Source organism: Domibacillus sp. PGB-M46, assembly GCF_022668875.1.
Lineage (GTDB): Bacteria > Bacillota > Bacilli > Bacillales > Domibacillaceae > Domibacillus.
This window is the reverse complement of sequence record NZ_JAKGCR010000017.1, coordinates 61,628-84,501: the sequence shown is the minus strand read 5'-3', so window position 1 is coordinate 84,501 and position 22,874 is coordinate 61,628. Positions and strand designations below refer to the sequence as shown.

At 38.7% G+C, this 22,874-nt stretch carries 16 protein-coding genes and 4 riboswitches; of the genes, 14 read left to right on the top strand and 2 right to left on the bottom strand.

All coding sequences use genetic code 11. The features are described 5' to 3' along the window. The first annotated feature begins 310 nt into the window (after positions 1 to 310). From L2D08_RS24540 to L2D08_RS17050, 6 genes are all read left to right on the top strand, one after another. Complete coding sequence (locus L2D08_RS24540; protein WP_375337608.1) at positions 311 to 556, top strand: fibronectin type III-like domain-contianing protein; 246 nt, start codon at positions 311 to 313, stop codon at positions 554 to 556. Between the two features lie 829 nt (positions 557 to 1,385). Further along, complete coding sequence (locus tag L2D08_RS17070; protein WP_242235516.1) at positions 1,386 to 1,565, top strand: hypothetical protein; 180 nt, start codon at positions 1,386 to 1,388, stop codon at positions 1,563 to 1,565. Positions 1,566 to 2,029: 464 nt separating this feature from the next. Further along, a complete protein-coding gene (locus L2D08_RS17065) occupies positions 2,030 to 3,022 on the top strand; it encodes a LacI family DNA-binding transcriptional regulator (RefSeq protein WP_242235514.1) in 993 nt (330 codons plus the stop codon). A 130-nt stretch (positions 3,023 to 3,152) separates the two neighbouring features. Then, on the top strand, positions 3,153 to 3,554 hold the full coding sequence (locus tag L2D08_RS17060; protein ID WP_242235512.1) for a hypothetical protein: 402 nt from the start codon (positions 3,153 to 3,155) through the stop codon (positions 3,552 to 3,554). Between the two features lie 564 nt (positions 3,555 to 4,118). Beyond that, the gene (locus L2D08_RS17055) at positions 4,119 to 5,840 is read left to right on the top strand and encodes a glycoside hydrolase family 13 protein (RefSeq protein WP_242235511.1); all 1,722 of its coding nucleotides are present in this window, start codon (positions 4,119 to 4,121) and stop codon (positions 5,838 to 5,840) included. Then, a complete protein-coding gene (locus L2D08_RS17050) occupies positions 5,833 to 7,332 on the top strand; it encodes a PTS transporter subunit EIIC (protein WP_242235509.1) in 1,500 nt (499 codons plus the stop codon). The genes L2D08_RS17055 and L2D08_RS17050 overlap by 8 nt, the downstream gene beginning before the upstream one ends. A 349-nt stretch (positions 7,333 to 7,681) precedes the next feature. Here the strand turns inward: L2D08_RS17050 and L2D08_RS17045 are convergent, their stop codons facing one another. After that, a complete protein-coding gene (locus L2D08_RS17045; protein ID WP_242235507.1) occupies positions 7,682 to 7,987 on the bottom strand; it encodes a hypothetical protein in 306 nt (101 codons plus the stop codon). A 402-nt stretch (positions 7,988 to 8,389) separates the two neighbouring features. Between L2D08_RS17045 and L2D08_RS17040 the strand changes: the two genes are divergently transcribed. Next, complete coding sequence (locus L2D08_RS17040; protein WP_242235505.1) at positions 8,390 to 9,397, top strand: rod shape-determining protein; 1,008 nt, start codon at positions 8,390 to 8,392, stop codon at positions 9,395 to 9,397. An 800-nt stretch (positions 9,398 to 10,197) separates the two neighbouring features. Continuing rightward, a riboswitch (cyclic di-GMP riboswitch) is annotated at positions 10,198 to 10,282 on the top strand. 97 nt (positions 10,283 to 10,379) lie between these two features. Then, the gene (locus L2D08_RS17035; RefSeq protein ID WP_242235504.1) at positions 10,380 to 13,994 is read left to right on the top strand and encodes a PAS domain S-box protein; all 3,615 of its coding nucleotides are present in this window, start codon (positions 10,380 to 10,382) and stop codon (positions 13,992 to 13,994) included. An 82-nt stretch (positions 13,995 to 14,076) separates the two neighbouring features. Here L2D08_RS17035 and L2D08_RS17030 read toward each other — a convergent pair whose 3' ends face one another. Continuing rightward, positions 14,077 to 14,277 (bottom strand): hypothetical protein, encoded by a 201-nt coding sequence (locus tag L2D08_RS17030; protein ID WP_242235503.1) that lies wholly within the window; start codon positions 14,275 to 14,277, stop codon positions 14,077 to 14,079. 707 nt (positions 14,278 to 14,984) lie between these two features. Further along, positions 14,985 to 15,069, top strand: a riboswitch (cyclic di-GMP riboswitch). Between the two features lie 94 nt (positions 15,070 to 15,163). Between L2D08_RS17030 and L2D08_RS17025 the strand changes: the two genes are divergently transcribed. The 6 genes from L2D08_RS17025 to L2D08_RS17000 all read left to right on the top strand — a co-directional run bounded on the left by L2D08_RS17025 (position 15,164) and on the right by L2D08_RS17000 (position 22,872). Beyond that, positions 15,164 to 18,814, top strand: coding sequence for a PAS domain S-box protein (locus L2D08_RS17025; RefSeq protein WP_242235502.1), 3,651 nt, complete (start codon positions 15,164 to 15,166; stop codon positions 18,812 to 18,814). A 327-nt stretch (positions 18,815 to 19,141) separates the two neighbouring features. Continuing rightward, a riboswitch (cyclic di-GMP riboswitch) is annotated at positions 19,142 to 19,228 on the top strand. A gap of 55 nt (positions 19,229 to 19,283) precedes the next feature. Next, positions 19,284 to 19,607 (top strand): hypothetical protein, encoded by a 324-nt coding sequence (locus L2D08_RS17020; RefSeq protein ID WP_242235501.1) that lies wholly within the window; start codon positions 19,284 to 19,286, stop codon positions 19,605 to 19,607. Between the two features lie 2 nt (positions 19,608 to 19,609). Next, positions 19,610 to 20,197: a helix-turn-helix domain-containing protein gene (locus tag L2D08_RS17015; RefSeq protein ID WP_242235499.1), complete on the top strand. Its 588-nt coding sequence runs from the start codon at positions 19,610 to 19,612 to the stop codon at positions 20,195 to 20,197. A 352-nt stretch (positions 20,198 to 20,549) separates the two neighbouring features. Further along, positions 20,550 to 20,636, top strand: a riboswitch (cyclic di-GMP riboswitch). Positions 20,637 to 20,759: 123 nt separating this feature from the next. After that, on the top strand, positions 20,760 to 21,332 hold the full coding sequence (folE, locus tag L2D08_RS17010; RefSeq protein WP_242235497.1) for a GTP cyclohydrolase I FolE: 573 nt from the start codon (positions 20,760 to 20,762) through the stop codon (positions 21,330 to 21,332). Between the two features lie 16 nt (positions 21,333 to 21,348). After that, positions 21,349 to 22,167, top strand: a complete 819-nt coding sequence (locus L2D08_RS17005) for a 6-carboxytetrahydropterin synthase (protein ID WP_242235496.1) — start codon at positions 21,349 to 21,351, stop codon at positions 22,165 to 22,167. 3 nt (positions 22,168 to 22,170) lie between these two features. Further along, entirely contained in the window at positions 22,171 to 22,872 is a 702-nt protein-coding gene (locus L2D08_RS17000; RefSeq protein ID WP_242235494.1) for an SDR family oxidoreductase, read from the top strand. The last annotated feature ends 2 nt before the right edge of the window (positions 22,873 to 22,874 follow it).

Genomic DNA, 22,874 nt, shown 5'->3' with positions numbered 1-22,874 from the left:
ACGGGGTTAGCCTGATTACTGGGGGTCGAAGATCCTCTTGCCCGGGAATCCCCCACTTCAACCGTCAGGTAAGTGGGCGGTAGTTCAATAATCAATTGTTTTGGTCGAAGTCCTATCGTTTTTTTGTGTCTCAAAATATTGCCCAAAATCTGTGTATCTTTGGAGATGATCAGGTGTTCGAGCTTCTTTGTAACAGGTCAGTGGCTTATAACCGGCTTGGCTATCCATTCAAGGCAATGAATTATATAAAGAAAGAAGCTCGAAAACCTTGTTGTGTCGGGGCTTTTAAGCTTAAAACTGATATAAATAAATTTTTATATTAATATATATTTATATAAGACGGAAGGAACTAAAAGGTTTTGAAAAGATTACATTAAAGCCAAGTGAAACCAAAACTGTAACGTTTACAATAGACAAGAGGGCTCTTTCCATATACGATGAAGCGTCGAAGAACTCGACTGTTGAGGAAGGCCTGTTTAAAGTTCTCATAGGAAGTTCTTCACGCCATATTAAACGAAAAGGTCAATTTCGGGCTGTAGGTGCTTCTTTAAAATAAAGTATGATTAAACTAAAGGCAATTTTATTAATTGTCGGTGATACCCCAACATTAAACGTTCTGTATTCATTGGGGACAATCAATATAAAACCTAATCCTAATTACGGAAATACAGGTATTCACAGAGAGTTTAAAGCGGCAAAACAAGAGAAAGCAGCTGTAAAAATGTGCGAGGAGGTTAAAACGAGCAATCACCATACAACATGACTATGAAGGTTTAGTACAGAATATGGATGGGGCTAGAGAGCCTTCCGTATCGCTGGAGAATAATGAAGATTTAGAAATAGAAAAGTAAAAAGCACAGCATATCAGCTACGCTTTTTTACATTTCACATTCTGCAATTATATAAAGCAGGTTATTAGCAACAAAATTAATTCTTTCTAGTTGGTCAAAAATGATCAAACTATGCGTAAAACCCGTTTGATGCGCAAATAACGAACATACGTACGCACACTTGGGTTGGAGACTACAGAAGCTCCAAATGAACAAATATTTCACGTTAAATCCCTTGATAAAAACCAAATAAAATGCCGTTCTAAGAAGAATCCTGTGAGTTGATTAAGCCGGATCTGCTAGACTTTACAGAGAACGCTGATTCAAGGACAATAGACCTACCAATATATCTATTGAAGCACGTAGCAACCAGATTTACTAAAAAAATATGTATATAAGTATAGGTCGCTTACTATAATGATCTTAGAAAAAATCTAGGAGGGCTTCTCACTGGAACCTTATAATGAGTTATATAAGATTATTGTAGGCAATTTTGGCATAGACCCTAATAAAAAATTTGAAACAGACGGGTATTATCTTACGGTAGCTGATTACATGCAAGGTATTTCAGACCTGGGCGGCCATAGCAGAGCTCTGGCACTGCTAAAGATGTATGATCAATCAAATATTGAACTTTTTCTTAGAAAAGCTATCCGCCAGATCATCCGTGAAACTCTTATGGGTAATCAAAATTTTGTAAAGTATTACAAACCTATTATTAAAAAAGCCAGTTAAGCGGATTGCTGTCAAGCATCCGCTTTTTATTGTCAGGAGTGATTTGATGATAGTCCTGCATTTTTACATTACCGGTGATCATACAAGAAAACTTTATGAAGAGGAATTCGCGACTGATAAGGAGCTTAATCAATTCCTTACCAGCCACGGGGATTCAATTGAGGTTTTCCAAATTGAGATGGAAAAGTTTTATGCAGCAATGGGAAATAGATCTTTTTAAAGATCGTGCTGCACGCAAAGGTTGTGTGCAGTTTTCCTATTTATCTTTTCTTAAAAAGAATATTCTAGGCAATGATCAATTATCTCCTTAAAAGGGAACATATCTTATCGCAAAGTAGATAATAGTCAATTTAGTGCTAGTTTAAAAAGATTAATCAATAAGCAGCTATTGAAACAGAACTTCCTCGTGGGGTACAATATGTGAAATCGGTTCCACAAATTGCAATAAAAAGGGATGAAAAAAAATGCCGACGATAAAAGACGTGGCTCAATTATCAGGAATATCAAAAACGACAGTATCTCGTGTTATTAATAATAAAGGATATGTATCCGAAGAAAAGAAGGCACTCGTTTTAAAAGCAATGGAAGAGCTAGAATACCACCCCAACCTTTCTGCCCGCAGGCTAAGGGGACAGCTAACTACAACAATTGGAGTTATAGTCCCGAAGATAACCAATCCTTTCTTTTCCTACTTGGTAGATGCCATTGAGGAAGCAGCTTATGAAAAAGGCTATCAAGTGTTGATTTTCCAAAGTAATGAGGATCCAAAAAAAGAGCTGGCGTTTTTAAATTTACTTAAAACAAAACAAGTGGATGGAGTTATTATGACGGCTGTTGAAAACCACTGGTCTAAAGTCAAATCGTTTATAGAGCACGGGCCGATTGTGCTTTGTAACGTATATATCGACAAATCAAAAGTACCAACAGTCCGTCTTAACCAATACAAAGGGACTTACGATGGCATAAAGCACTTAATTGAAAGAGGACACAGGAAAATTGCCTATTGTACAGGAGGATTCTTTAAAAAAGAAGGGAAAGGAAAAGAGCGCAATCAAGGCTATCAAAAAGCCCTTGAGGAAGCAGGTATTTCGATTAACCCGAATTGGGTTTTCGTCAACCAGCACAGCATTGAAGACGGACAGCAAGTACTCAGAAAAATTTTGGAGATGGATGAAAGACCAACAGCTGTGTTTACCGGAAGTGATGAAGTTGCCAGTGGAATGATTGCAGAAGCGAATGTCCGCGGGATTCAGATTCCAGACGACCTTGCTATCATGGGGTTTGATGACCAGCCCATCGCACGGGTTGTAAGCCCAAAACTAACAACCATTAAGCAGCCGGTTGATCGGCTGGGAGAAAAAGCAGTAGAAATTATTATTGAAAAGTTAAATAATGTTGAATCATCTGATGAGTATTGTGAGCTTCCCATTGAATTGATTATTCGTCAATCTACTTGAAATTGTGAGATAAAGATTCTCACAATTTCTAATAAGTAATTGAAAGCGTTTGCATAAAACTAGAACATTTCTGCAAAGTAAGAAAGCATGTATAATGCTTTCAGCCTAAAGAAAAAGACAGGCTACAGACGTGAAGGACAAACTGCGGAAAACCCAGCGGGCAAGCAGCCGCATTCAGGCGCCGAATTTTTGGCGGCAGATTAATGGGTACGAGCAGCATGTTGTCCGCCACAAAAGCCATGAAATTATAAAATTTGCGGCAAAGCATGGCTGTGATGTCACCATATTCGAATACTTAGGCAGAATAGAAATTCCAAAAGGATTCTATGGAGCCAGGAAATTTCGTCTCAAGCTTCACGGGTGGCGGAAAATAGGCATCCAGAACAAAGTGGGAGAAATGGCACACTGCCTGGGCATGCGCATTTCCCGGATCAATCCACGAAACATCAGCGCCCAGGCGTTCGGCGGCTCTGGAAAGATGGAACGGAACCAGGAACCAGAAAAAAGAACTTGCTGTATTTTCAAATGGTGAAGTTAATCATGCGGATTTATCTGCTTCTTATAATATTGGAACCTGCTGCTATTTCATCCAGTATTTTCAAAAATCCATCTCGGAAACGAAATAGTTGTCGCTTCAGGCAAAAGTTCCTGAGTTGGCAATAGGAACATCCGAGACTGTCTGTCGCCATCATGCATTCAGACCTCTGAAGGGAGCTTAACCAGCCGATGCTGTACCGCATCGAGATAAAGGATGCTCCATCAAATTGCGCAGAAATTAGTTGGAGAGGTTCACAAGGGCATAATTTTAAAATTTAAAATTTTTAAAAGAGAAAGCGTTGACAAAATAAAACGAGGACGCGTATAATCTAATTCATGGAACCGGTTCTAAAACCGTAACCAAGTATAAATCAATTTCTATTTTTTTAAATAATTGTGGAACCGTTCCCACATTAAATGAATGCATACAGTCCGCCCATATTATTTGTTAGAAATATTAGCCTAGAGCATTCATTTATTTTTTTAAAGTGATGTGGAACCGTTCCCACAAATCGGTCGAAATTTTTCTTTAAATAAATACGATTTTGGAGGAACAGCCATGCAGCAAACTTTACATGAATACCCTCTTGGAGAATCAGGTATGAAGCAAAAATGGTGGCAGAAAGAAGTTATTTATCAGATTTACCCTAAAAGTTTTTACGATTCAAACAATGACGGAATAGGTGATATAAAAGGGATTACCGAGAAACTCGATTACCTGCAGTCTTTAGGCATTACGATGATATGGATCTGTCCTATTTACAAGTCGCCAATGGCTGATAACGGATATGATATCTCAGACTACTATCAGTTAAATCCGGAATTTGGTGAAATGAAAGATTTAGACGAGTTAATTGTAAAAGCAAAGGAAAAAGGAATTAAGGTTGTTCTGGATTTAGTCATTAATCATACATCAGATGAACATCCATGGTTTCAGGATGTTTTAAAGAATCCAAACAGCAAATACAGAGATTACTATGTGTTGAAATCCGGTAAAGATGGCCAGCCTCCGACAAACTGGCGCTCAGTGTTTGGCGGCAGTGTATGGGAACCTCTGCCGAACTCAGATCAGTATTATTTCCATTCTTTTGACGTTAAGCAGCCGGATTTAAATTGGGAAAATGAAGAAGTACGCGAAGAGTTATATAAGATGGTCAATTATTGGCTGGAAAAGGGAATTGCCGGATTTCGGGTTGATGCGATCACTTTTATAAAAAAAGACCAAACGTTTAGCGATCTTCCAGCTGACGGAGCAGACGGGCTTGTAAAGTGTACAAAAAAGACCCGGAATCAGCCAGGCATCGAAGTATTTCTGCATGAATTAAACGAAAAAACATTTTCTAAATATGATTGTGTAACGATTGGTGAAGCACCGGGCGTTGTCTACGAGCAATTTAGCGATTATATCGGGGAAAACGGTTACTTTTCGATGATTTTTGATTTTAGGTATGCAGATCTTGATGTTGCCTCTGGAAGTGAATGGTTCAGAAGACTTGATTGGACAGTGCTGGATCTCAAAAAATTAATTTTCACCAGTCAAAAGGAGATCCAAAAAGTAGGATGGGGAGCTAACTTTTTAGAGAACCATGACCAAAACCGGTCATTAAGCAAGTATATAAAAGAAGAAGATCAAAACGTCTATTCAGCGACTATGCTTGGAGCTATGTTTTTCTTTCTTAGAGGTACACCATTTATTTATCAGGGCCAGGAAATAGGAATGACTAACTTTAAACGTGAAAGTATTGAAGAGTTTGATGATATTTCAAGTATCGATCAATACTATCGTTCTATGAATGAAGGGTTCAGCGAAGAAGAAGCCCTGCACTTTATCAATTTAAGGAGCCGTGATAATTCAAGAACACCTTTTCATTGGAATGCTGATGAGTATGGCGGGTTTTCAAAGGCGGAACCATGGCTTGGCATGAATGAAAATTTCACAACTATTAATGTGGAGCTGCAAGAACAGGACCCGGATTCCATCCTGAATTTTTACAGAAAGATGATTGGAGTCAGACAGTCTAGCGAGGCAAGTGAATGCTTAGTGTACGGAAAGGTTGAACCAATTTTAGAAGATCATCCCGTCATTGTGGCTTATAAGCGAAAATCGAATACAGAAGAAGTAGTGTGTTACTTCAACTTTTCTTCTGAAAAGCAAGAGCTGGATTGGAACCCTGAAAACTACACAGTTCTATTAAATAATTACAAAGAAGAAACAGCGAATTCTTTACAGCCATATCAGGCATTAATCCTTTTAAAGAAAGAAGAGTGCTTTCATGAGTGAAAATAAATATGAACGCATAGGGAAAGAAATTGTCCATGTCATTGGTGAAGGTAATATTGAATCATTTGTTCACTGTGCAACCAGGCTGCGCTTTTCGGTTAAAGACCGCGCAAAGATTGACGACGAGGCAATTGAAAACATTGATGAAGTAAAAGGCGTCTTTTTCAACGCGGGGCAGTACCAGGTCATTTTAGGCACTGGTACTGTCAACAAAGTATACGCTGCCTTAAAAGGAAACCAGCCTGAGCAAGATGATAAATTGGATCAAACAACATCTTCTGGTCCAAGAGAAAAAGGAATTAAAAGAGCGATCCGCACATTGGCCGATATCTTTATTCCGATCATTCCAATCATCGCAGCAACCGGTTTATTCCTCGGTTTAAAAGGCGTGCTGTTTAATGATACCGTTCTAGGCGTAATGGGGATGACTATCGAGGATATTCCCGCGTATTTGCAGACACTGATCTCTGTTCTTACGGATACCGCTTTTGCGTTTTTGCCAGCCCTAATCTGCTGGTCTGCTTTTAGAAATTTTGGCGGTATGCCGATTATCGGTTTTGTTATCGGCCTAATGCTCGTTTCTCCAGCCCTTCCGAATGCTTATGCAGTGGCAGATATCAATAGTGGAGTAGAACCAATAATGGCTTTTGGTTTCATTCCGGTTGTTGGGTATCAAGGCAGCGTGCTGACAGCGCTTGTTGTAGGAATCCTTGGAGCAAAATTAGAGAAGAAATTGCGGGCTGTCATGCCAAATGCGTTGGATTTAATCTTTACTCCGTTCTTTGTTTTATTAGCGATGATGATTACGGGTCTGCTGATCTTAGGTCCATTATTGCATATTCTAGAATCAGGCTTAGTCACAGTAGTAACTCAGCTTATACAGGCTCCTTTCGGAATAGGCGGATTGCTGATCGGCTTTTTATATCCATTAGCCGTTATGACGGGAATGCATCATTTATTTATTATGATTGAAACAACACTGCTGGCCAATACAGGCTTTAATCCTCTTATTACTCTTTGTGCCATGTACGGATTTGCAAATGCCGGCACATGCTTAGGGATTACGATTAAAGCGAAAAAACAGACGGTAAAGGTAACAGGTATGAGTGCAGCCCTTACGCAGCTGCTGGGTGTCAGTGAACCGGCTTTGTTTGGGGTTGTGATGCGATACAGTTTGAAACCGCTTTATGTAATGATTGCCTGTTCAGCTGCAGGTGGTGCTATCTTATCCTTGTTAAATATTAAAGCGAATTCATATGGGCTGGCTGTTGTACTTTCTCCTCTAATGTACATTTACGAATGGAATCAGCTGCTCGTATATATCATAGTCTCTATTCTAATTTTTGTGGCTGCCTTTGTGATTACCTACTTATTTGCAGTGCCAAAGGAAGTTATGATAGAAGAGCAGAGTGGAAAAGAAAGTAATGCTAAATATTCACAAAAGAGAGCCCAGGTGTCTAATCCACTGCAAAAGAAGGTCCAGCAAAGTTGAGACTGCTCAATATATAGTTTTAAAGAAGGAAAAAGAAATTAAAAGGTATCTTATATTGTCTGGAAGACCCGTTTCCTTTTATGGAACGGATCTCCCAGACAAAATTTAAACGAATTGCAGAAGTAAATGTAAGCATTTGTTAAAAAGTTTATTTTGTAGGTTCGAACAAGTAGCAAAAAAGAGAGCAAAATGCTCTCTTGAGGCTGTCGACAAAGTCGACAGTCTTTTTTTATATTGAATGAGCGACCAAGATTTTGTGTTGTTTTAGTCAAAAGTCAACTAAATATAAGCTAAAACAAAAAGACGAAACCCCCTTTTCGCAGAAGTTCTTTTCGAAAATAGGGTTTGTCTACACTCTGAAGAGAGCAAAGTGCTCTTCCATATACATATTGGCCACTGGAACCTGCTGATAAAGCAGATCATTCACTTGGTACGTAAGGGAATGGACTGCCGGCAGACTGAGCACCGCATATCCTGGCTTCGTTCTGTGTTTGCCCATCTCAATGGAGTAGTCGGGTATTAGACGGTGTGTACAAATCCCTTTCATGTAGCTGAAGGTATCATCAGGCTCTGGCATAATAAAGTACCAGTCTCCTAAACCTTTACATATAAGCTGTGCTTCTAAAATAGAAGGAGACGAAAAACGCTGATACACTGCTCCTTTGGCTTTTTTGGGTATAGTAGGGGCACTAAAGCCGGTCTTCCCGGATCTTCTTTTCGTGCAGCCCGCTAAATTTTTTCAACAGTCTATAGGGGCTCGGAATTAAGAGTAGCTAAATTATTTTTGATCAAATTTTAGCTATAAGGCACGCTTGGAGGGAAGTTGATGATGGGGGCTGGATTTTGATTACAGGAAAGGAAACAGAATCCTATACAAAGTTGTTTCAAATCCCTTACAATTTGGTTACAGACACTATTCGATATTTATCACGAAAAGCGAGTATGATAAATGATTGATAATGTTATTGTAGATTACTATTATTGTTACCCAATGGTTATCCTTGAAGCAGCAGTTAACGGTCAGTAAGAAGAACTCAGTTTAGAGGGAGAAGGGAATATGTTTAAAATTAGATCGAAGGATCTTGGAATTGACTTAGGAACAGCAAACACACTTGTTTATGTAAAGGGAAAGGGTATTGTGCTTCGAGAGCCTTCTGTTGTAGCGATTCAAACAGAGTCTAATAAAACTCTTAGCATTGGGCATGCCGCCAAAGAGGTGCTCGGACGTGCTCCTAAAAATGTGGCGGTTGTTCACCCTCTAAAGGACGGGGTTATTGCCGATTATGCCTCTACGACAGCTATGATAAAACATTTTCTAACGGAATCTAACAAAAAAAGCCTGATGGGCGGCAAGCCTTTTGTGATGATTTGTGTGCCTTCTAGCATTACGGCGGTTGAACAGCGCGCTGTTACTGATGCAGCAAGAGAAGCGGGAGCGAGGGATGCTTATGTAATAGAAGAGGCATTGGCAGCAGCCATCGGCGCAGGTTTACCAGTATGGGAACCCATTGGAAGCATGGTGGTGGATATTGGCGGTGGTACAACGGAGGCGGCAGTTATTTCCTTAGGTGGAATTGTGACCAGCAACACAATACGAGTAGCTGGGGACGAGATGGACAAAGCAATTATTAACTATGCCCGGAAGCGGTACAATTTGATGATAGGGGAGCGCACAGCGGAAAGTATAAAAATTGAAATTGGTTCTGCCGGAGATTTAAAGAATGAAATAAGAAAAGCCGTACGGGGACGAGACATGGTTTCTGGGCTCCCAAAGACGATCGAAATCTCGGGTTCTGAAATCTCTGATACATTAAGGGACTCTGTGGATGCCATAGTGGATACAGTTAGACTGACATTAGAAGAAACGCCGCCGGAACTGGCAGCTGACATTATGGATAGAGGCATAACGTTAACGGGAGGCGGCGCCTTGTTAAACAATTTAGATAATGAATTGAGTAAAAAAACAGGGATTCCGGTTTTTATTGCTCAGGATCCGCTTGATTGTGTGGCGCTGGGAATAGGAAAAGCTTTAGATCAAATTCAGCTGTTTAAATCCAAAGGCTAATAACTAATCCCAGGTCACATGTATACTGACAAAAAGTAATAGGTCTTAAAAAATTCTATTGTGCTTATACCGGTACGAAAATAAAAAAATCCTCTCCATAAAAATGATAAGAGGGATACTATCAGCGTTCTCTCGTGGAGAGGATTTTTGTGTGAAGAAATTGTCTGCAACCCATAATATAATCACACTCTTTATTAAGGATTTAAAATAAAATAAGTAACAAAAAAGAGAGCACTGTGCTCTCTTTATCATATAGTTAAGAGAATTCAGTGGCGTTCCCGTTGATACACTTCTTCAAGAATCTCTGCGCAATATTCTGTATACTCTTGCCTGTCTGTTCGCCTTTTTTGCACAGCCAATCTTTAATATCTACCGAAAGCGAAACTGACAGCAGTTCTCCTTCCGATTCAATGCTGAGTGCCTCATATTCCGAAGCATACCGCACATGACCTTGTTTAGCCGACCATTTAATAAAATCAGCTAACTCAACAGAAACACCAGCATTAAAAACTCCTTAGTGACTAATTGTAGAAAAATATATAGATTTTATATATAAGTTACTTTAATATAGGTATATAATACCATTTTATAAACTGGCAATAAAAAAGTGATGTTACATTAAGGATTTTGCTTCTATTTTAAGAAGCGGAAGAAAATAGGCCTTTAACATGGATAGATGGAACATTTTCTATTTTAAAATGAACAGCCATTTTACAGAAAACTTTACAGGAGTGTGTGTTTTCATTCAATGTATGTTTCCAGAATGAATAGCAGCGCGGACAAGCGGTTAATTGAATAAAAAGTGATAATGGCAAATTTATCGAAAGGTAAAGACGCAAAACTATAGGGGCTAAGATCGAAAGATTATGCCAGCCAGTTACCGGTGATATACAAAAGACTAATCGGTATCTGATTAGTCTTTTTCGGTATCCTGATGTATGAACAAGCTGCAACATATCTTTATTATTTTTGGAGGTGCAATATGGAACTCTTGATTGGCCTGGGTGTAGCAATATTGATTTTATTGATTCTTATTTTTCTCCAGGTCCGTACCAAGAAACAATGGCCAGGGAACTTCTTGGATTTTAAAAAAAACGAGCAGTATTACCAGTCTCTTTATCAAAAGAATCCGGATTTAGTTATAACGTTTGATCTAGAGGGGAACTTTTTAAGCACAAATAAAAACATAGAGTACTATGGCTATACACCGGAAGAAGTCCTGCATCAATCCTTTGTCCCTTTAGTTGTGCCGAGTCAGCTAAAAGAGACTTTAGAACATTTCCGAACAGCCAGCAAGGGAAAATCCATAACCTACGAGACGGCTATATACGGCAAGAATGGTGATATCTTCGACTTAAATGTGACGAATATACCTATTATCGTTAACAATCAAGTGATTGGTGTGTATGGGATTCTTAAAGATATTACTGTGCTGAATCAAACACGGGCAGCTTTAGAAGAAGCTGAGTCCCACTATCGGAGTTTGGCGGAGGAATCTTTAGCTGGTATTTATATTATTCAGAATGGCGTTTTCGTATATATTAATCGAAAACTGGCAGAAATGCTGGGTTATAGCAAAGAACAAATAATCGGCAGAAATGTGACGGATTTCATTTATCCAGATGACCAAAGCCTAGTAAGGAATAATATAGAAAATCGGCTGGAAGACGGCTTCTCAAATGTTTATTACCAATACAGGGCTGTAAAAAAAGATCAAACAATTGCCCATATAGAGGTGCTTGGATCTAAAACCATTTACAAGGGAAAGCCTGCCGTTACGGGAACAGTTATGGATATTACAGCGCGAAAAAAGGCGGAAGAAACGATTCAATATATGGCTTATCATGATGCCTTAACGGGTTTAGTCAATCGGTATCAATTCTATACCCGCCTGGAGAATATTTTGTCTAAAGAGAATACGAAAAGTGTGGCTGTTCTATTCCTTGATTTAGACCGCTTTAATCAAATTAATGATTCATTGGGGCATGAAATAGGAGATCGCTTATTACAGGAAGCGGCAAGAAGGTTACATACATGTGTCGAGAACAAAGATAACGTGGCTAGAAATAGCGGAGATGAGTTTCTTGTTTCTCTGCCGGACATGAATCATCAAGAAGCGTCTGCTGCTGCGCAGCGTATTCTTGACTGCTTTGCGGAGCCTTTCCATCTAGACCAGTATGAACTTTATATAACCCCTAGTATGGGGGTCAGCTTTTACCCAAGAGATGGAAAAGATGTTGAGACATTGATAAAAAAGGCCGATTCAGCGATGCATCAAGCAAAACGAAAAGGGAAAAACAATTATCAGCTTTATCGGTCAAATCAAATCGAACACTCTTATGAAAAATGGGAAGTAGAAATGGATCTGCGTACGGCACTAGAGCAGGAAGAATTGCTTTTATATTATCAGCCAAAACTTGATCTGTCTTCAGGCAAAATCAGTGGTGTAGAAGCATTGATACGCTGGCAGCATCCTGAAAAGGGATTAATCCCGCCATCCGAGTTTATTCCTCTTGCGGAAGAGACAGGACTTATTATCCCGATTGGTGAGTGGGCTTTACACACCGCATGTGCACAAAATAAAGCCTGGCAGGAAGCAGGACTGCCCCCAATGGTTACGGCGGTCAACCTTTCCGTCCGCCAGCTTTACCAGCCTGGTTTGATTGAAATGGTTCAGGCGGTTTTAAAAGAAACGGGGCTTTCACCCGAATATCTGGAGCTCGAGATTACAGAAAGTATGCTAATGGATATTCAGCAGGGGCTTAAAATTCTAGAGAAATTAAAAGAGATCGGTGTTCAGGTTAGTATGGATGACTTTGGAACAGGATACAGCTCTCTCCATTATCTAAAAGAACTCCCAATTGATAAATTGAAAATTGACCAGTCGTTCGTCCGCAATTGTACAGCAGATTCGAGTGATGCAGCCATTGTCAAAGCTATTATTGCAGTGGCCCATCAGTTAAAAATTGACGTTATTGCTGAGGGGGTTGAAACAAAAGATCATCTGGTTTTTCTCCAGCGAAATCTTTGTAATGAGGCCCAGGGGTATTTGTTCAGCAAACCGGTCCCTGCGGCAGAATTAGAACAAAAAATAGATGAAATTGAACAGGTCATTCCTCAAAACGGGGTTCCAAAAGAATTATCCAAACAAATGTGGATGGAAGAAGTGTTAGAAAAGAGCCAACAGGAGTTATTGGATACGGTCAGACAGCAGCAAGGGATGATTTTTAAGTTTGTTGAAAAGGATGGCTCCTTTATTCATACCCTATGTGATGGCGAGCTGCTGTATCGAATGGGGCTTCTTCCTGAACAAATTATTGGAAAGAAACTGAGTGGTTTTCTGCCTTCTGAAAAAGCAGAGGAAATAAACAAACATTACCAGCGGGCATGGAATGGCGAGGCGGATGTAACGTACGAAGGAGTTGTAAACGGCATTTATTATACTGCCTCCTTACGTCCTGTTCGAAGAGGCGGACAAGTAGTAGAGGTTATTGGTTCCTGTATTGACATTACCGAAAGAAAGCAGGCTGAGGAAGCTTTGAAGGTGAGTGAAGCGAATTATCGTCTTATCACAGAAAATACGCTTGATTTAATAAGGGTTTTAGATATAAATGGCCTTGTTAAATATGCTTCTCCTTCCCATAAAACGATATTAGGGTATCCACCAGAGGTGTATGAAGGGGAATCAATTTTTGATATGATTCATCCCGATGATATTGTCTGTGGTCAAAAGCAATATTCTTATATGAAATCCACTCACAAATCAAGCCAATTCGAGTACCGGATGAAACATGCAAATGGTAAGTGGGTACATGTGGAATCAAAAGTAACCCCCGTACTTGGCGAGAATGGTGAAGTAGAACACTGTATTGTTGTGGCAAGAGACATTTCGGAGCGGAAAAAAACAGAAGAATTTATACGGAAAACGGAAAAACTATCTGTGGTCGGCCAACTGGCCGCAGGCGTTGCACACGAAATAAGGAATCCTCTTACTTCGGTAAAAGGTTTTCTTCAATTAATGCAGGATGGATTAGACAACCCCGCCTATACCGATATTATGTTATCTGAAATCAATGATGTGGAAAAAGTAGTAAAAGAGTTTTTGTCCCTTGCGAAGACGCAGACAAGTAAAAGATCCTCCATCGATCCAAATGTTCTTTTAGAAGATGTCAGGACATTAATGAGCACACAAACTACTCCAAAAAATATTCAAATTGTACAGGAGGTAGAGTCTGGGCTGCCCTCTTTTTATGGTGACTATCCTCAAATTAAGCGGGCTTTTATTCATATTCTTCAAAATGCGATGGAAGCTACTTCAAATGGGGGGATCCTTAAAATCCAGGCCATGCAGGGTGGATTAAACAGTATTGAGTTTAGGTTTATCGATCGAGGGCGCGGCATTTCTGAAGATCGAATGAAAAGTATAGGTGAGCCATTTTACAGCCTAAACGAAAAAGGAACGGGATTAGGTTTAGTAGTTAGCCACAAAATTGTTCAGGAACATGGCGGAAGTATTTATTTGGAAAGTTTTCCTGGTCAGGGAACAATCGTGGAAGTTATTTTACCGCTTAACCAGTCTCTTACCTCTGAGACATAAATCTCCGAAAACCTTTTGAGCTTAAACTAATTCCAAGGATCATACTGCAGCCGGATTTTGATGTTTCTTTTAGCTTTACCATTCACAATAAACTCATTATGATCGTTGATCTTTTTTTATTGATATTTATTAAAGCTTCTATTAAATCTTTTTTGTCTGAATAAAAATACAAAGTCCATTTAATATCTGGACTGGCTCCTATGAAAATCATCACGTCGTCTGTGTTTCCATACACATAATAATCAAAAGAATCTTGTGCAAGGCAGTACATGGGGGCATCCATATTATCCCTCCTAAGAGAGTTCTCGAAGTGAGAACTTTTTATAATTATACAGTTTATTAATAAAATATTAAACAAGAGGCTTATGATTATGAGGGAGGGGTCAGTTCCCGCGCGTAATCACGGGCCTTTTTTCTTTCTTGAGTACTCATAACCTAACAGTAGCGGTCAAAAGATGAGATAAGATTAATTAATCTCGGTTATTGTTAAATAAATTTCTGAAAAGTTTTTGCATGTATTTAGGGTGCAAAATATCGTTTAAATTGTATCTTTTTAGAACCAGGTGGCCAGATCGGAAAAGGACGAATTTACAGACAAGCCTTTGAACTGACAAAGGTTATCTCCATGGAGGAAATCAAACCTTTAATAAAGTCAAAAATACTTATGAATCCTATAACATAAGTCAGTATCTTTTTGGTTTCTTACCAGGTAAGGGTTCAATTAAGAATTCAGTTGCAAGCACTAAAAACTACGTTAGTGATTAGTTATCAAAAATATATGAAAAATATGTCGATTTTATATATAAACTATTGTATTGTAGGTATATAATACCATTTACTGAAATTAGAAATTAAAAATGAAAACCTCACATCATAGGTTGTGCTGTTATCTTAAGAGGGATGAAGAAAAAGTGACCTTAATATATGTAGATGTAACACTTCCTAGTTTTAAAATGAGCAGTGATGCGGCCAAGTGATGTATTGAATAAAAAGTAATAATGGTAAATTTATCGAAAGATAAAGACGCAAAACTATAGGGGCTAACATCGAAAGATTATGCCAGCCAGTTACCGAAGATATTAAAAAAGGCTAATCGGTATCCGTTTAGTCTTTTTAATGTTTTAAAATATGAACTAGCAGAAAATATATTTTAATTTTTGGGGGGCAATATGGAACTCATGATTGGTCTTGGTGTTGTAATTTTGATTCTGTTCACTATTATTTTCCTTCAGGCCCGTATTCAAAAAAAATGGGCAGAGAAACTGTTGGATTTTAAAAAAAATGAGCAGTATTACCAGTCTCTTTATCAACAGAATCCAGATTTAGTGATAACGTTTGACTTGGAAGGAAACTTTTTAGATATAAATAAAACGATAGAGCTTTATGGATATACCTCAGAAGAAATGCTCCATCAATCTTTTATTCCTTATATTGTGCCAGGCCGGCTACAAAAGACTTTAGAGCATTTCCAAATAGCTGCAGAGGGAAAATCAATAACCTATGAGACTGCTATATTTAGTAAAAGCGGTGACATCTTTGAAATAAGGGTTACAAATATACCTATAATTATTAATGATCAAATTGTTGGCGTGTATGGGATTCATAAAGACATTACTGTACTTAATCAAACACAGGCAGCTTTAACAGAAGCTGAGTCTCACTATCGAAGCCTGGCAGAGGAATCTGTAGTGGGTATTTATATTATCCAAGATGAAGTCATTATGTACGTTAATCAGAAAATGGCTGAAATGCTGGGTTACACAAAGGAAGAACTCATCGGATCGAACGTTATGAATTTTATCCATACGGAAGATCGAATAATCGTCAATCAGAATCTAGGAAAGAGGCTGGAAGAAGGATTTTCAAATGTCCATTATCAATATCGGGCTATAAAAAAAGATCAAACACTTCTTCATTTGGAGGTGCTTGGATCTAAAACAACCTACAAAGGGAAGCCTGCTATAACAGGAACCCTTTTTGATATCACTGCCCGGAAAAAAGCAGAGGAAAAGATTGAATACCTGGCTTATCACGATGCCTTAACGGGATTGTCTAATCGGTATCAATTTTATACCCGTTTAAAAAATCATTTGTTACAAGAAACGACCAAGGGTTTAGCTGTTCTTATGATTGATCTAGACCGCTTTAAGTTCATTAATGATTCGCTGGGGCAGGAAACAGGTGACCGCTTAATACAGAAAGTGTCAGAGAGGCTAAAAAACTGTATGGATACCGAGGAGGATTTGGCGCGAAACGGCAGTGATGAATTTCTTATTTCTCTTTGTAATATGAATCGACAAGAAGTGTCTGCAGTGGCGGAACGTATTTTGGCCAGCTTTACAAAGCCTTTTCAGGTCGACCAGTATGAGCTGTATTCAACGCCAAGCATTGGCATAAGCTTTTATCCGCATGATGGAAAAGATGTCGATACCTTAATAAAAAAGGCTGATTCGGCCCTGCATCAAGTAAAGCGGAATGGAAAAAACCATTATCAGTTTTATGATGCTGATATAGCAGAACATACGTATGAAAAGTGGGAGATAGAAACTGATCTTCGAAAAGCACTGGAACAAGAGGAGCTGCTTTTACATTATCAGCCTAAGGTGGATTTGTCTTCAGGTAAAGTGGCTGGAGCAGAAGCACTATTACGCTGGCAGCATCCCGAAAAAGGGCTGGTTTCCCCAGCGGCGTTTATTCCTCTTGCAGAAGAAACAGGGCTTATTATCCCTATTGGTGAATGGATTTTGTACACTGCATGTGCACAAAATAAGGCCTGGCAGGAAGCGGGACTGCCTCCTATGGTCATTTCGGTCAATCTCTCTGTCCGCCAGCTGTATAAGCCTGATTTAGTTGGAATAGTGAGGCGGATCTTAAAAGAGACGGACCTTTCTCCTCAGTATCTTGAGCTTGAGATTACAGAAAGCATGTTAATGGACATGCAGCAGGGGCTTAAAATTTTAGAGGAACTAAAAAAGATCGGTGTCCAAATCAGTATGGATGACTTTGGGACAGGTTATAGCTCCCTTCATTACTTAAAAGCACTTCCCATCGATAAATTGAAAATTGACCAGTCATTCATTCGTAACTGTACAGCAGATTCAAATGATGCGGCTATTACAAAAACTATTATCACGATGGCTCATCAGTTAAAAATGAAGGTTGTGGCTGAAGGAGTTGAATCAAAAGATCAGCTGGCTTTCCTTCAGCGTCATCTTTGTAATGAAGGTCAGGGATATTTGTTCAGCAAACCGGTGCCAGCAGCAGAATTTGCACAAAAAATCGGTAAAATCGAGCAAATTATCCCGCAAAATGGCATTCCAACAGCATTATCTGATCAAATGTGGATGGAAGAAGCGTTAGAAACGGCCCGCCAAGAGTTATTGGATACGGTTCGTCAGCAGCAAGGGATGATTTTTAAGTTTGTTGAAGAAGATGGTTTATTTATTCATACATTGTGTGATGGCGAGCTATTGTATCGACTAGGCTTACTGCCTGAACAAGTTGTCGGGAAGAAACTGAGCGATTTTCTGCCTTCCGAAGCGGCAGAGCAAAAAAATGAACATTACCAGCGGGCATGGAATGGCCAGGAGCATGCAACATACGAAGGAATTATAAATGGCGTCTATTATGCCGCCTCTCTGCGTCCTATCCGAAGAAGCGGACAAGTGGTGGAGGTTATTGGCTCTTGTATTGATATTACCGAAAGAAAGCAGGTTGAAGAAGCCCTAAAACGGAGTGAAGCCAATTATCGTCTGATTACAGATAATATGGAGGATTTAATAAGAGTTTTGGATGTGGACGGAACCATTCTCTATGCTTCCCCTTCACATGAAACGGTATTGGGATACCCGCCAGAGTTTTACGAAGGGAAATCGATTTTTGACAGGGTTCATCCTGATGATATTTCTGACAGTCAAAGAGAATTTCTTCACATGATCTCTACCCAAAAACCAAGCCAATTCGAATTCCGAATGAAACATGCGAATGGCGATTGGGTGTACGTGGATTCAAAGAAAACGCCTGTACTTGGTGAAAATGGAGAAATAGAACGTATTATTGTGGTAGCAAGAGACATTTCGGAACGGAAAAAGACAGAGGAATTTATACGAAGAACAGAAAAGCTGGCTGTTGCTGGCCAGTTGGCAGCAGGCGTTGCACACGAAATAAGGACTCCTCTTACTTCACTAAAAGGTTTTCTTCAATTAATGCGGGATGAATTAGATGATCCAGGCTATACAGATATTATGTTGTCTGAAATCAGCAATGTAGAAAAAGTTGTTGATGAATTTTTGGCATTTGTTAAGCCGCAAGTAAGCAAAGTAGCTTCAATTGATATAAACATGCTTTTAGATCATGTTATGACATTAGCCAGTACACAAGCTGCACTGAAAAGTATTCAAATTGTAAAGAAGACAGATGCCGAGCTGCCAGATCTCTATTGTGATGGACAGCAGATCAAACGGGTTTTTATTCATATTCTTCAAAACGCTGTGGAAGCCACGTCTAATGGCGGAATTATTAAAATTCAAACAGTAAGGCACGGACCAGACCATATCAAGTTTAGGTTTATTGATCAAGGCCATGGTATTTCTGAAGACCGGATGAAAAGTATAGGTGAACCATTTTACGGCTTAAAAGAAAAAGGCACTGGATTAGGCTTAATGATCAGCCACAAAATTATCGAAGAACATGGCGGAAATCTCCATTTAGAAAGTATTGTAAATAAAGGGACCGTTGTGGAAGTTATCTTACCACTTAACCAGTTACTTATTTCTGAAACACCAAATAATCTATTTAATAAAAAACCTTTTAAATATTAATTAGTCTCGAGAAATCTCTTTTTTCTAAATAAAAATATAGATCCCATTTGGTATCTGTATGGGCTCTTGTAAAAGTCGTCATGTCGTCGGTGTTTCCATACACATCATAATCAAAAGAATCTTTTGCAAGGGAGTACAGGGGTGTCCTCCGCACTATTCTATGTAGAAAGGTTCTCGAAACGAGAACTTTTTATGATTATATATTATATTAATAGCTATAAATAAATAAGAAAGAGGCCCGTAATTATTAATAGGGACTGACTCGATAGAGTGAGACAAATAAAAAAACACTGACTGGAAATACTTCGACACAATTTAATTGATTGGTAATGATAAAGGCAAACTTTTCGAAAGGGAAGGACGCAAAGCCACGGGTCTACGATCCTTAAGGATTATGACAGCCGGGTTGCCAAATAAGAGTTTCTAACTCCGTATTTGGACCAATAACTACTTAAGGTGGGATTGGAAAATGCGAGGAGAAATAACTGAATTAAAATGGAATACCGGAAAGTCTTTTTTATGGTTGCAAAACTATCTAGATGATTTTGATTCAACTTTAGTATTTGTACGATTCTTACACTCTTTCAAAAGGGAAAATGACCAAGAAAAAGGGCTGCCTTTTATTAAATGTATGACATTGCTAAAAGAACCTGAACCCAATGTATTTCGTTTATTGAGGAAATATAGAGAAGACGATCCCCTTTTCTCTTTTCTGAATGCTGTACCGGCAAATCCTCAACAAGCAGCAAGCTGCCTCCAGCCTATTTACGAATGTAAAAGGGGAGAACGGTAAACATGGGAAAAAGGTGGACAGAAAAAGACCTTTATTTTCTACAAAAACGTGTGGGCAACTGCTCCTTATCTGCCATCGCCAGACAACTTGATCGAAGTGAGACAGCAGTATCATTGAAATTAAAGAGAATGGGTCTCGGGAATACTAAACACGCTACAGGTCTTTTAACCGGGAGTGAGCTGGCTAAAGCCTTGAATGTGGACAGAAAAACCGTATACAATTGGGTTCAGTTTTATGGACTGGAAGCCATATCACGTATAACATGCTGCGAACGAAAATTTCACCTTATTGATGTCCATTCTTTTTGGAACTGGGCAAAACACAATCAGCAGAAAATCGATTTCAGTCTCATTGAAAAACATGCCCTGCCTCCTGAGCCGGACTGGGTAGAGGAAGCTCGCAATACTCCTGCAGGTAAAACAATAAAGACTTATACACGCTGGACAACAAAAGAAGTTGAACTCCTTTTAAAGTGGAGAGAAGATGGATGGAGTTTTGATGAGATTGGCAAAAAACTTAATAGAAGTCGAATCAGCGTAGAGCGTCGTTACGCACGTGGAAAATCGTTATTTGATAAAGGACGGTCATAATAACTTTTTTGTTTCCTTACTTTTTTTTTCATTTTATTGTCAAGTAAAAGTATGGCTCATTTTAGGAGCCCTTTATTTCAATAATGCCCAAATAGAATTGGGTGCGGAGACTAGGATTGGATGTTATCGGCATCATTTGAAACACTGAGATGAGGCCTTGAGCAAAGCAAAAAAAATTTTCAAGAGCGAATATAGAATGTATTACTAGACAAAGATACTCGGTTTAACATAGTAATTATCTGTAAATGAAATTAAAAAAGATAATTATTTTTATATAATGTTGAAAAAATATCCAAATAAATATATAATCACCACATAAGGAATATATTATTAAATACCTATAACAATAGTTCTACGATAATGGCAAACTTATCGAAAGGTAAGGACGCAAAGCTACGGGTCTAAGGTTTTAAAAAGCTATGATCGCCGGGTTACCGAAAGAATTGGATAATTTGAAAAAGGGATTATTTTAAAATATAACAAATAATCCCTTTTTCGAATATGCCTGCCATTCTTTTGGCGGGCTTTTTTTGTATTTAAAAAATATTAAGGAGAGAATTTCATGACAATTGGCCTGAACAAACAATTGGTAGAAGATCATATTCACTCAATTTTAGAGTTAATAGGTGAAGATACAGATCGTGAAGGACTCAGGGAAACGCCAAAAAGGGTAGCAAAAATGCTGGAGGAAGTATTTTCAGGGGTAGGGATTGCACCTGAATTAGCTTTAACAACAACATTTGAGGAACAGTATGAAGGAATGGTTGTAGTAAAAGATATTACCTATTATACGTTTTGTGAGCATCATTTGGTTCCTTTCTTCGGAAAAGCGCATATTGCATACATTCCAAATGGTCAGGTTGTCGGACTAAGTAAATTTGCCCGACTTGTAGAATTGACGTCTAAAAGACCACAGGTTCAAGAAAGAATGACACAGCAAATTGCAGAAGCAGTAATGAATGTACTTCAGCCGGAAGGGGTTATTGTCAGTATTGAAGGCCAGCATCTTTGCATGTGCGCGCGGGGAGTAAAAAAACCAGGCAGTTCCACTGTTACAACAATTAAAAAAGGCGTATTTAAAGAAAATACATCGCTCGTTCGGGAGTTTGAGCAGGCTCTTTTAAGAAGTGAATAGGAAGGGGACATCCAGTATGCTATATCTTTCAAGAAAAATGTACTTTTCTGCTGTTCATTCTTACCGAATTAACGAATGGACCGAGGAAAAAAACAGAGCTGTCTTTGGTCTATGCAGCAATCCAAATGGTCATGGACACGATTACCGACTTGAAGTCATGGTAAAAGGAACAATTGATAAAAAATCCGGCATTGTTGTAAATATTATGGATATTGATAAAGTTGTTAAATCCTTTGTAGAAAAAGAATTAGACGGGAAATTTTTGAATAAAGAAAACGAATATTTTAAAGAAAAAATTTCAACTACAGAAAATATAGCGAATTATATATGGAAGTCAATAGATGGGAAAATAGCAGGCTGCCGCCTTCACAAAATTAGATTGTATGAAAATGAATATTTATATTCGGAAAAGGAGGATGAAGAAGTGGTTCGATTAACGAGAAAGTATCATTTTTGCACGGCGCACCGATTACACAGCAATCTATTAACCGATGATGAAAATAAAGGAATTTTTGGTAAATGCAATAATCCATATGGCCATGGACATAACTATTATTTAGAGGTCACAGTCAGAGGCACTCCGGATCCGGTTACGGGAATGATTGCCGATCTTGCCGAATTAGACAGTATTGTAGACCAAGAGATTGTGAAAAAATTTGATCATAAACATTTAAATTTAGATACAGAAGAATTTAAAGAGTTAAATCCTACATCAGAAAACATGGCGGTTGTAGCCTGGGATCTGTTAGTACCAAAACTTAGTAACCTTTATAAAATCGGACTGTATGAAACAGAAAAGAATTATTTTGAATACTACGGACCTGATAAGGAGTAGGGAATGATTTTGAATCCATCATTAAAAGGAAAAACTATCGTTATTACCGGCTCAAGTAAAGGAATTGGCAAAGAAACAGCTGAATTGCTTTTAGAGAACGGAGCTAATGTTGTGCTCGAAAGCCGAAGCAGCAAAGTAAATAGAAAAGAACATTCACTAGAACTGCCAGTAGGTTTAACCAGTGAAGGTTCCGTTGAAGCATTTTGTAAACAAGCTATGGCTCATTTCGGCACGATTGATGTGTTAATTAATTCTGCAGGTACTGGTACATCTACAAGCATAATAGATTCTTCAACAGAAGATTTTGACCAAATGATCGCGGTTAACTTACGGGGAACATATTTAAACTGTAAATGCTTTGGACGGCACATGGAAAAGAAGCAACAGGGGCATACTATAAATTTAATTTCTATAGCAGGTACAACTGCATTAGCTGGTGGAGGAGGGTATTTTGCTTCCAAATTCGGCCCAATTGGTTTAATAAAGGTGCTGCAGTTTAAACTCCGAACAAAAGGCGTTCAGGTGACAGCTGTGTTACCTGGAGCTTTCAGCAGCAGTTTTTGGGATCAAATTAATCCGAAACCGAATTTATCAAATATCCCCCCCAAAAAAATAGTCGCGCAGCATTTAATGAACTTAATTAATCAACCTTCCGGTGCATATATAGACAAATTGACTATTATGCCTCCTTTGGGAATTGTGTAAAA

What these genes read in the sequence shown, in the direction of transcription:
- L2D08_RS17070 (WP_242235516.1), top strand. Translation starts at nt 1,386, where the DNA reads ATGCAAGGTATTTCAGACCTGGGCGGCCATAGCAGAGCTCTGGCACTG.
- L2D08_RS17065 (WP_242235514.1), top strand. Translation starts at nt 2,030, where the DNA reads ATGCCGACGATAAAAGACGTGGCTCAATTATCAGGAATATCAAAAACG.
- L2D08_RS17055 (WP_242235511.1), top strand. Translation starts at nt 4,119, where the DNA reads ATGCAGCAAACTTTACATGAATACCCTCTTGGAGAATCAGGTATGAAG.
- L2D08_RS17050 (WP_242235509.1), top strand. Translation starts at nt 5,833, where the DNA reads ATGAGTGAAAATAAATATGAACGCATAGGGAAAGAAATTGTCCATGTC.
- L2D08_RS17040 (WP_242235505.1), top strand. Translation starts at nt 8,390, where the DNA reads ATGTTTAAAATTAGATCGAAGGATCTTGGAATTGACTTAGGAACAGCA.
- L2D08_RS17035 (WP_242235504.1), top strand. Translation starts at nt 10,380, where the DNA reads ATGGAACTCTTGATTGGCCTGGGTGTAGCAATATTGATTTTATTGATT.
- L2D08_RS17030 (WP_242235503.1), bottom strand. Translation starts at nt 14,277, where the DNA reads ATGGATGCCCCCATGTACTGCCTTGCACAAGATTCTTTTGATTATTAT.
- L2D08_RS17025 (WP_242235502.1), top strand. Translation starts at nt 15,164, where the DNA reads ATGGAACTCATGATTGGTCTTGGTGTTGTAATTTTGATTCTGTTCACT.
- L2D08_RS17020 (WP_242235501.1), top strand. Translation starts at nt 19,284, where the DNA reads ATGCGAGGAGAAATAACTGAATTAAAATGGAATACCGGAAAGTCTTTT.
- L2D08_RS17015 (WP_242235499.1), top strand. Translation starts at nt 19,610, where the DNA reads ATGGGAAAAAGGTGGACAGAAAAAGACCTTTATTTTCTACAAAAACGT.
- folE (WP_242235497.1), top strand. Translation starts at nt 20,760, where the DNA reads ATGACAATTGGCCTGAACAAACAATTGGTAGAAGATCATATTCACTCA.
- L2D08_RS17005 (WP_242235496.1), top strand. Translation starts at nt 21,349, where the DNA reads ATGCTATATCTTTCAAGAAAAATGTACTTTTCTGCTGTTCATTCTTAC.
- L2D08_RS17000 (WP_242235494.1), top strand. Translation starts at nt 22,171, where the DNA reads ATGATTTTGAATCCATCATTAAAAGGAAAAACTATCGTTATTACCGGC.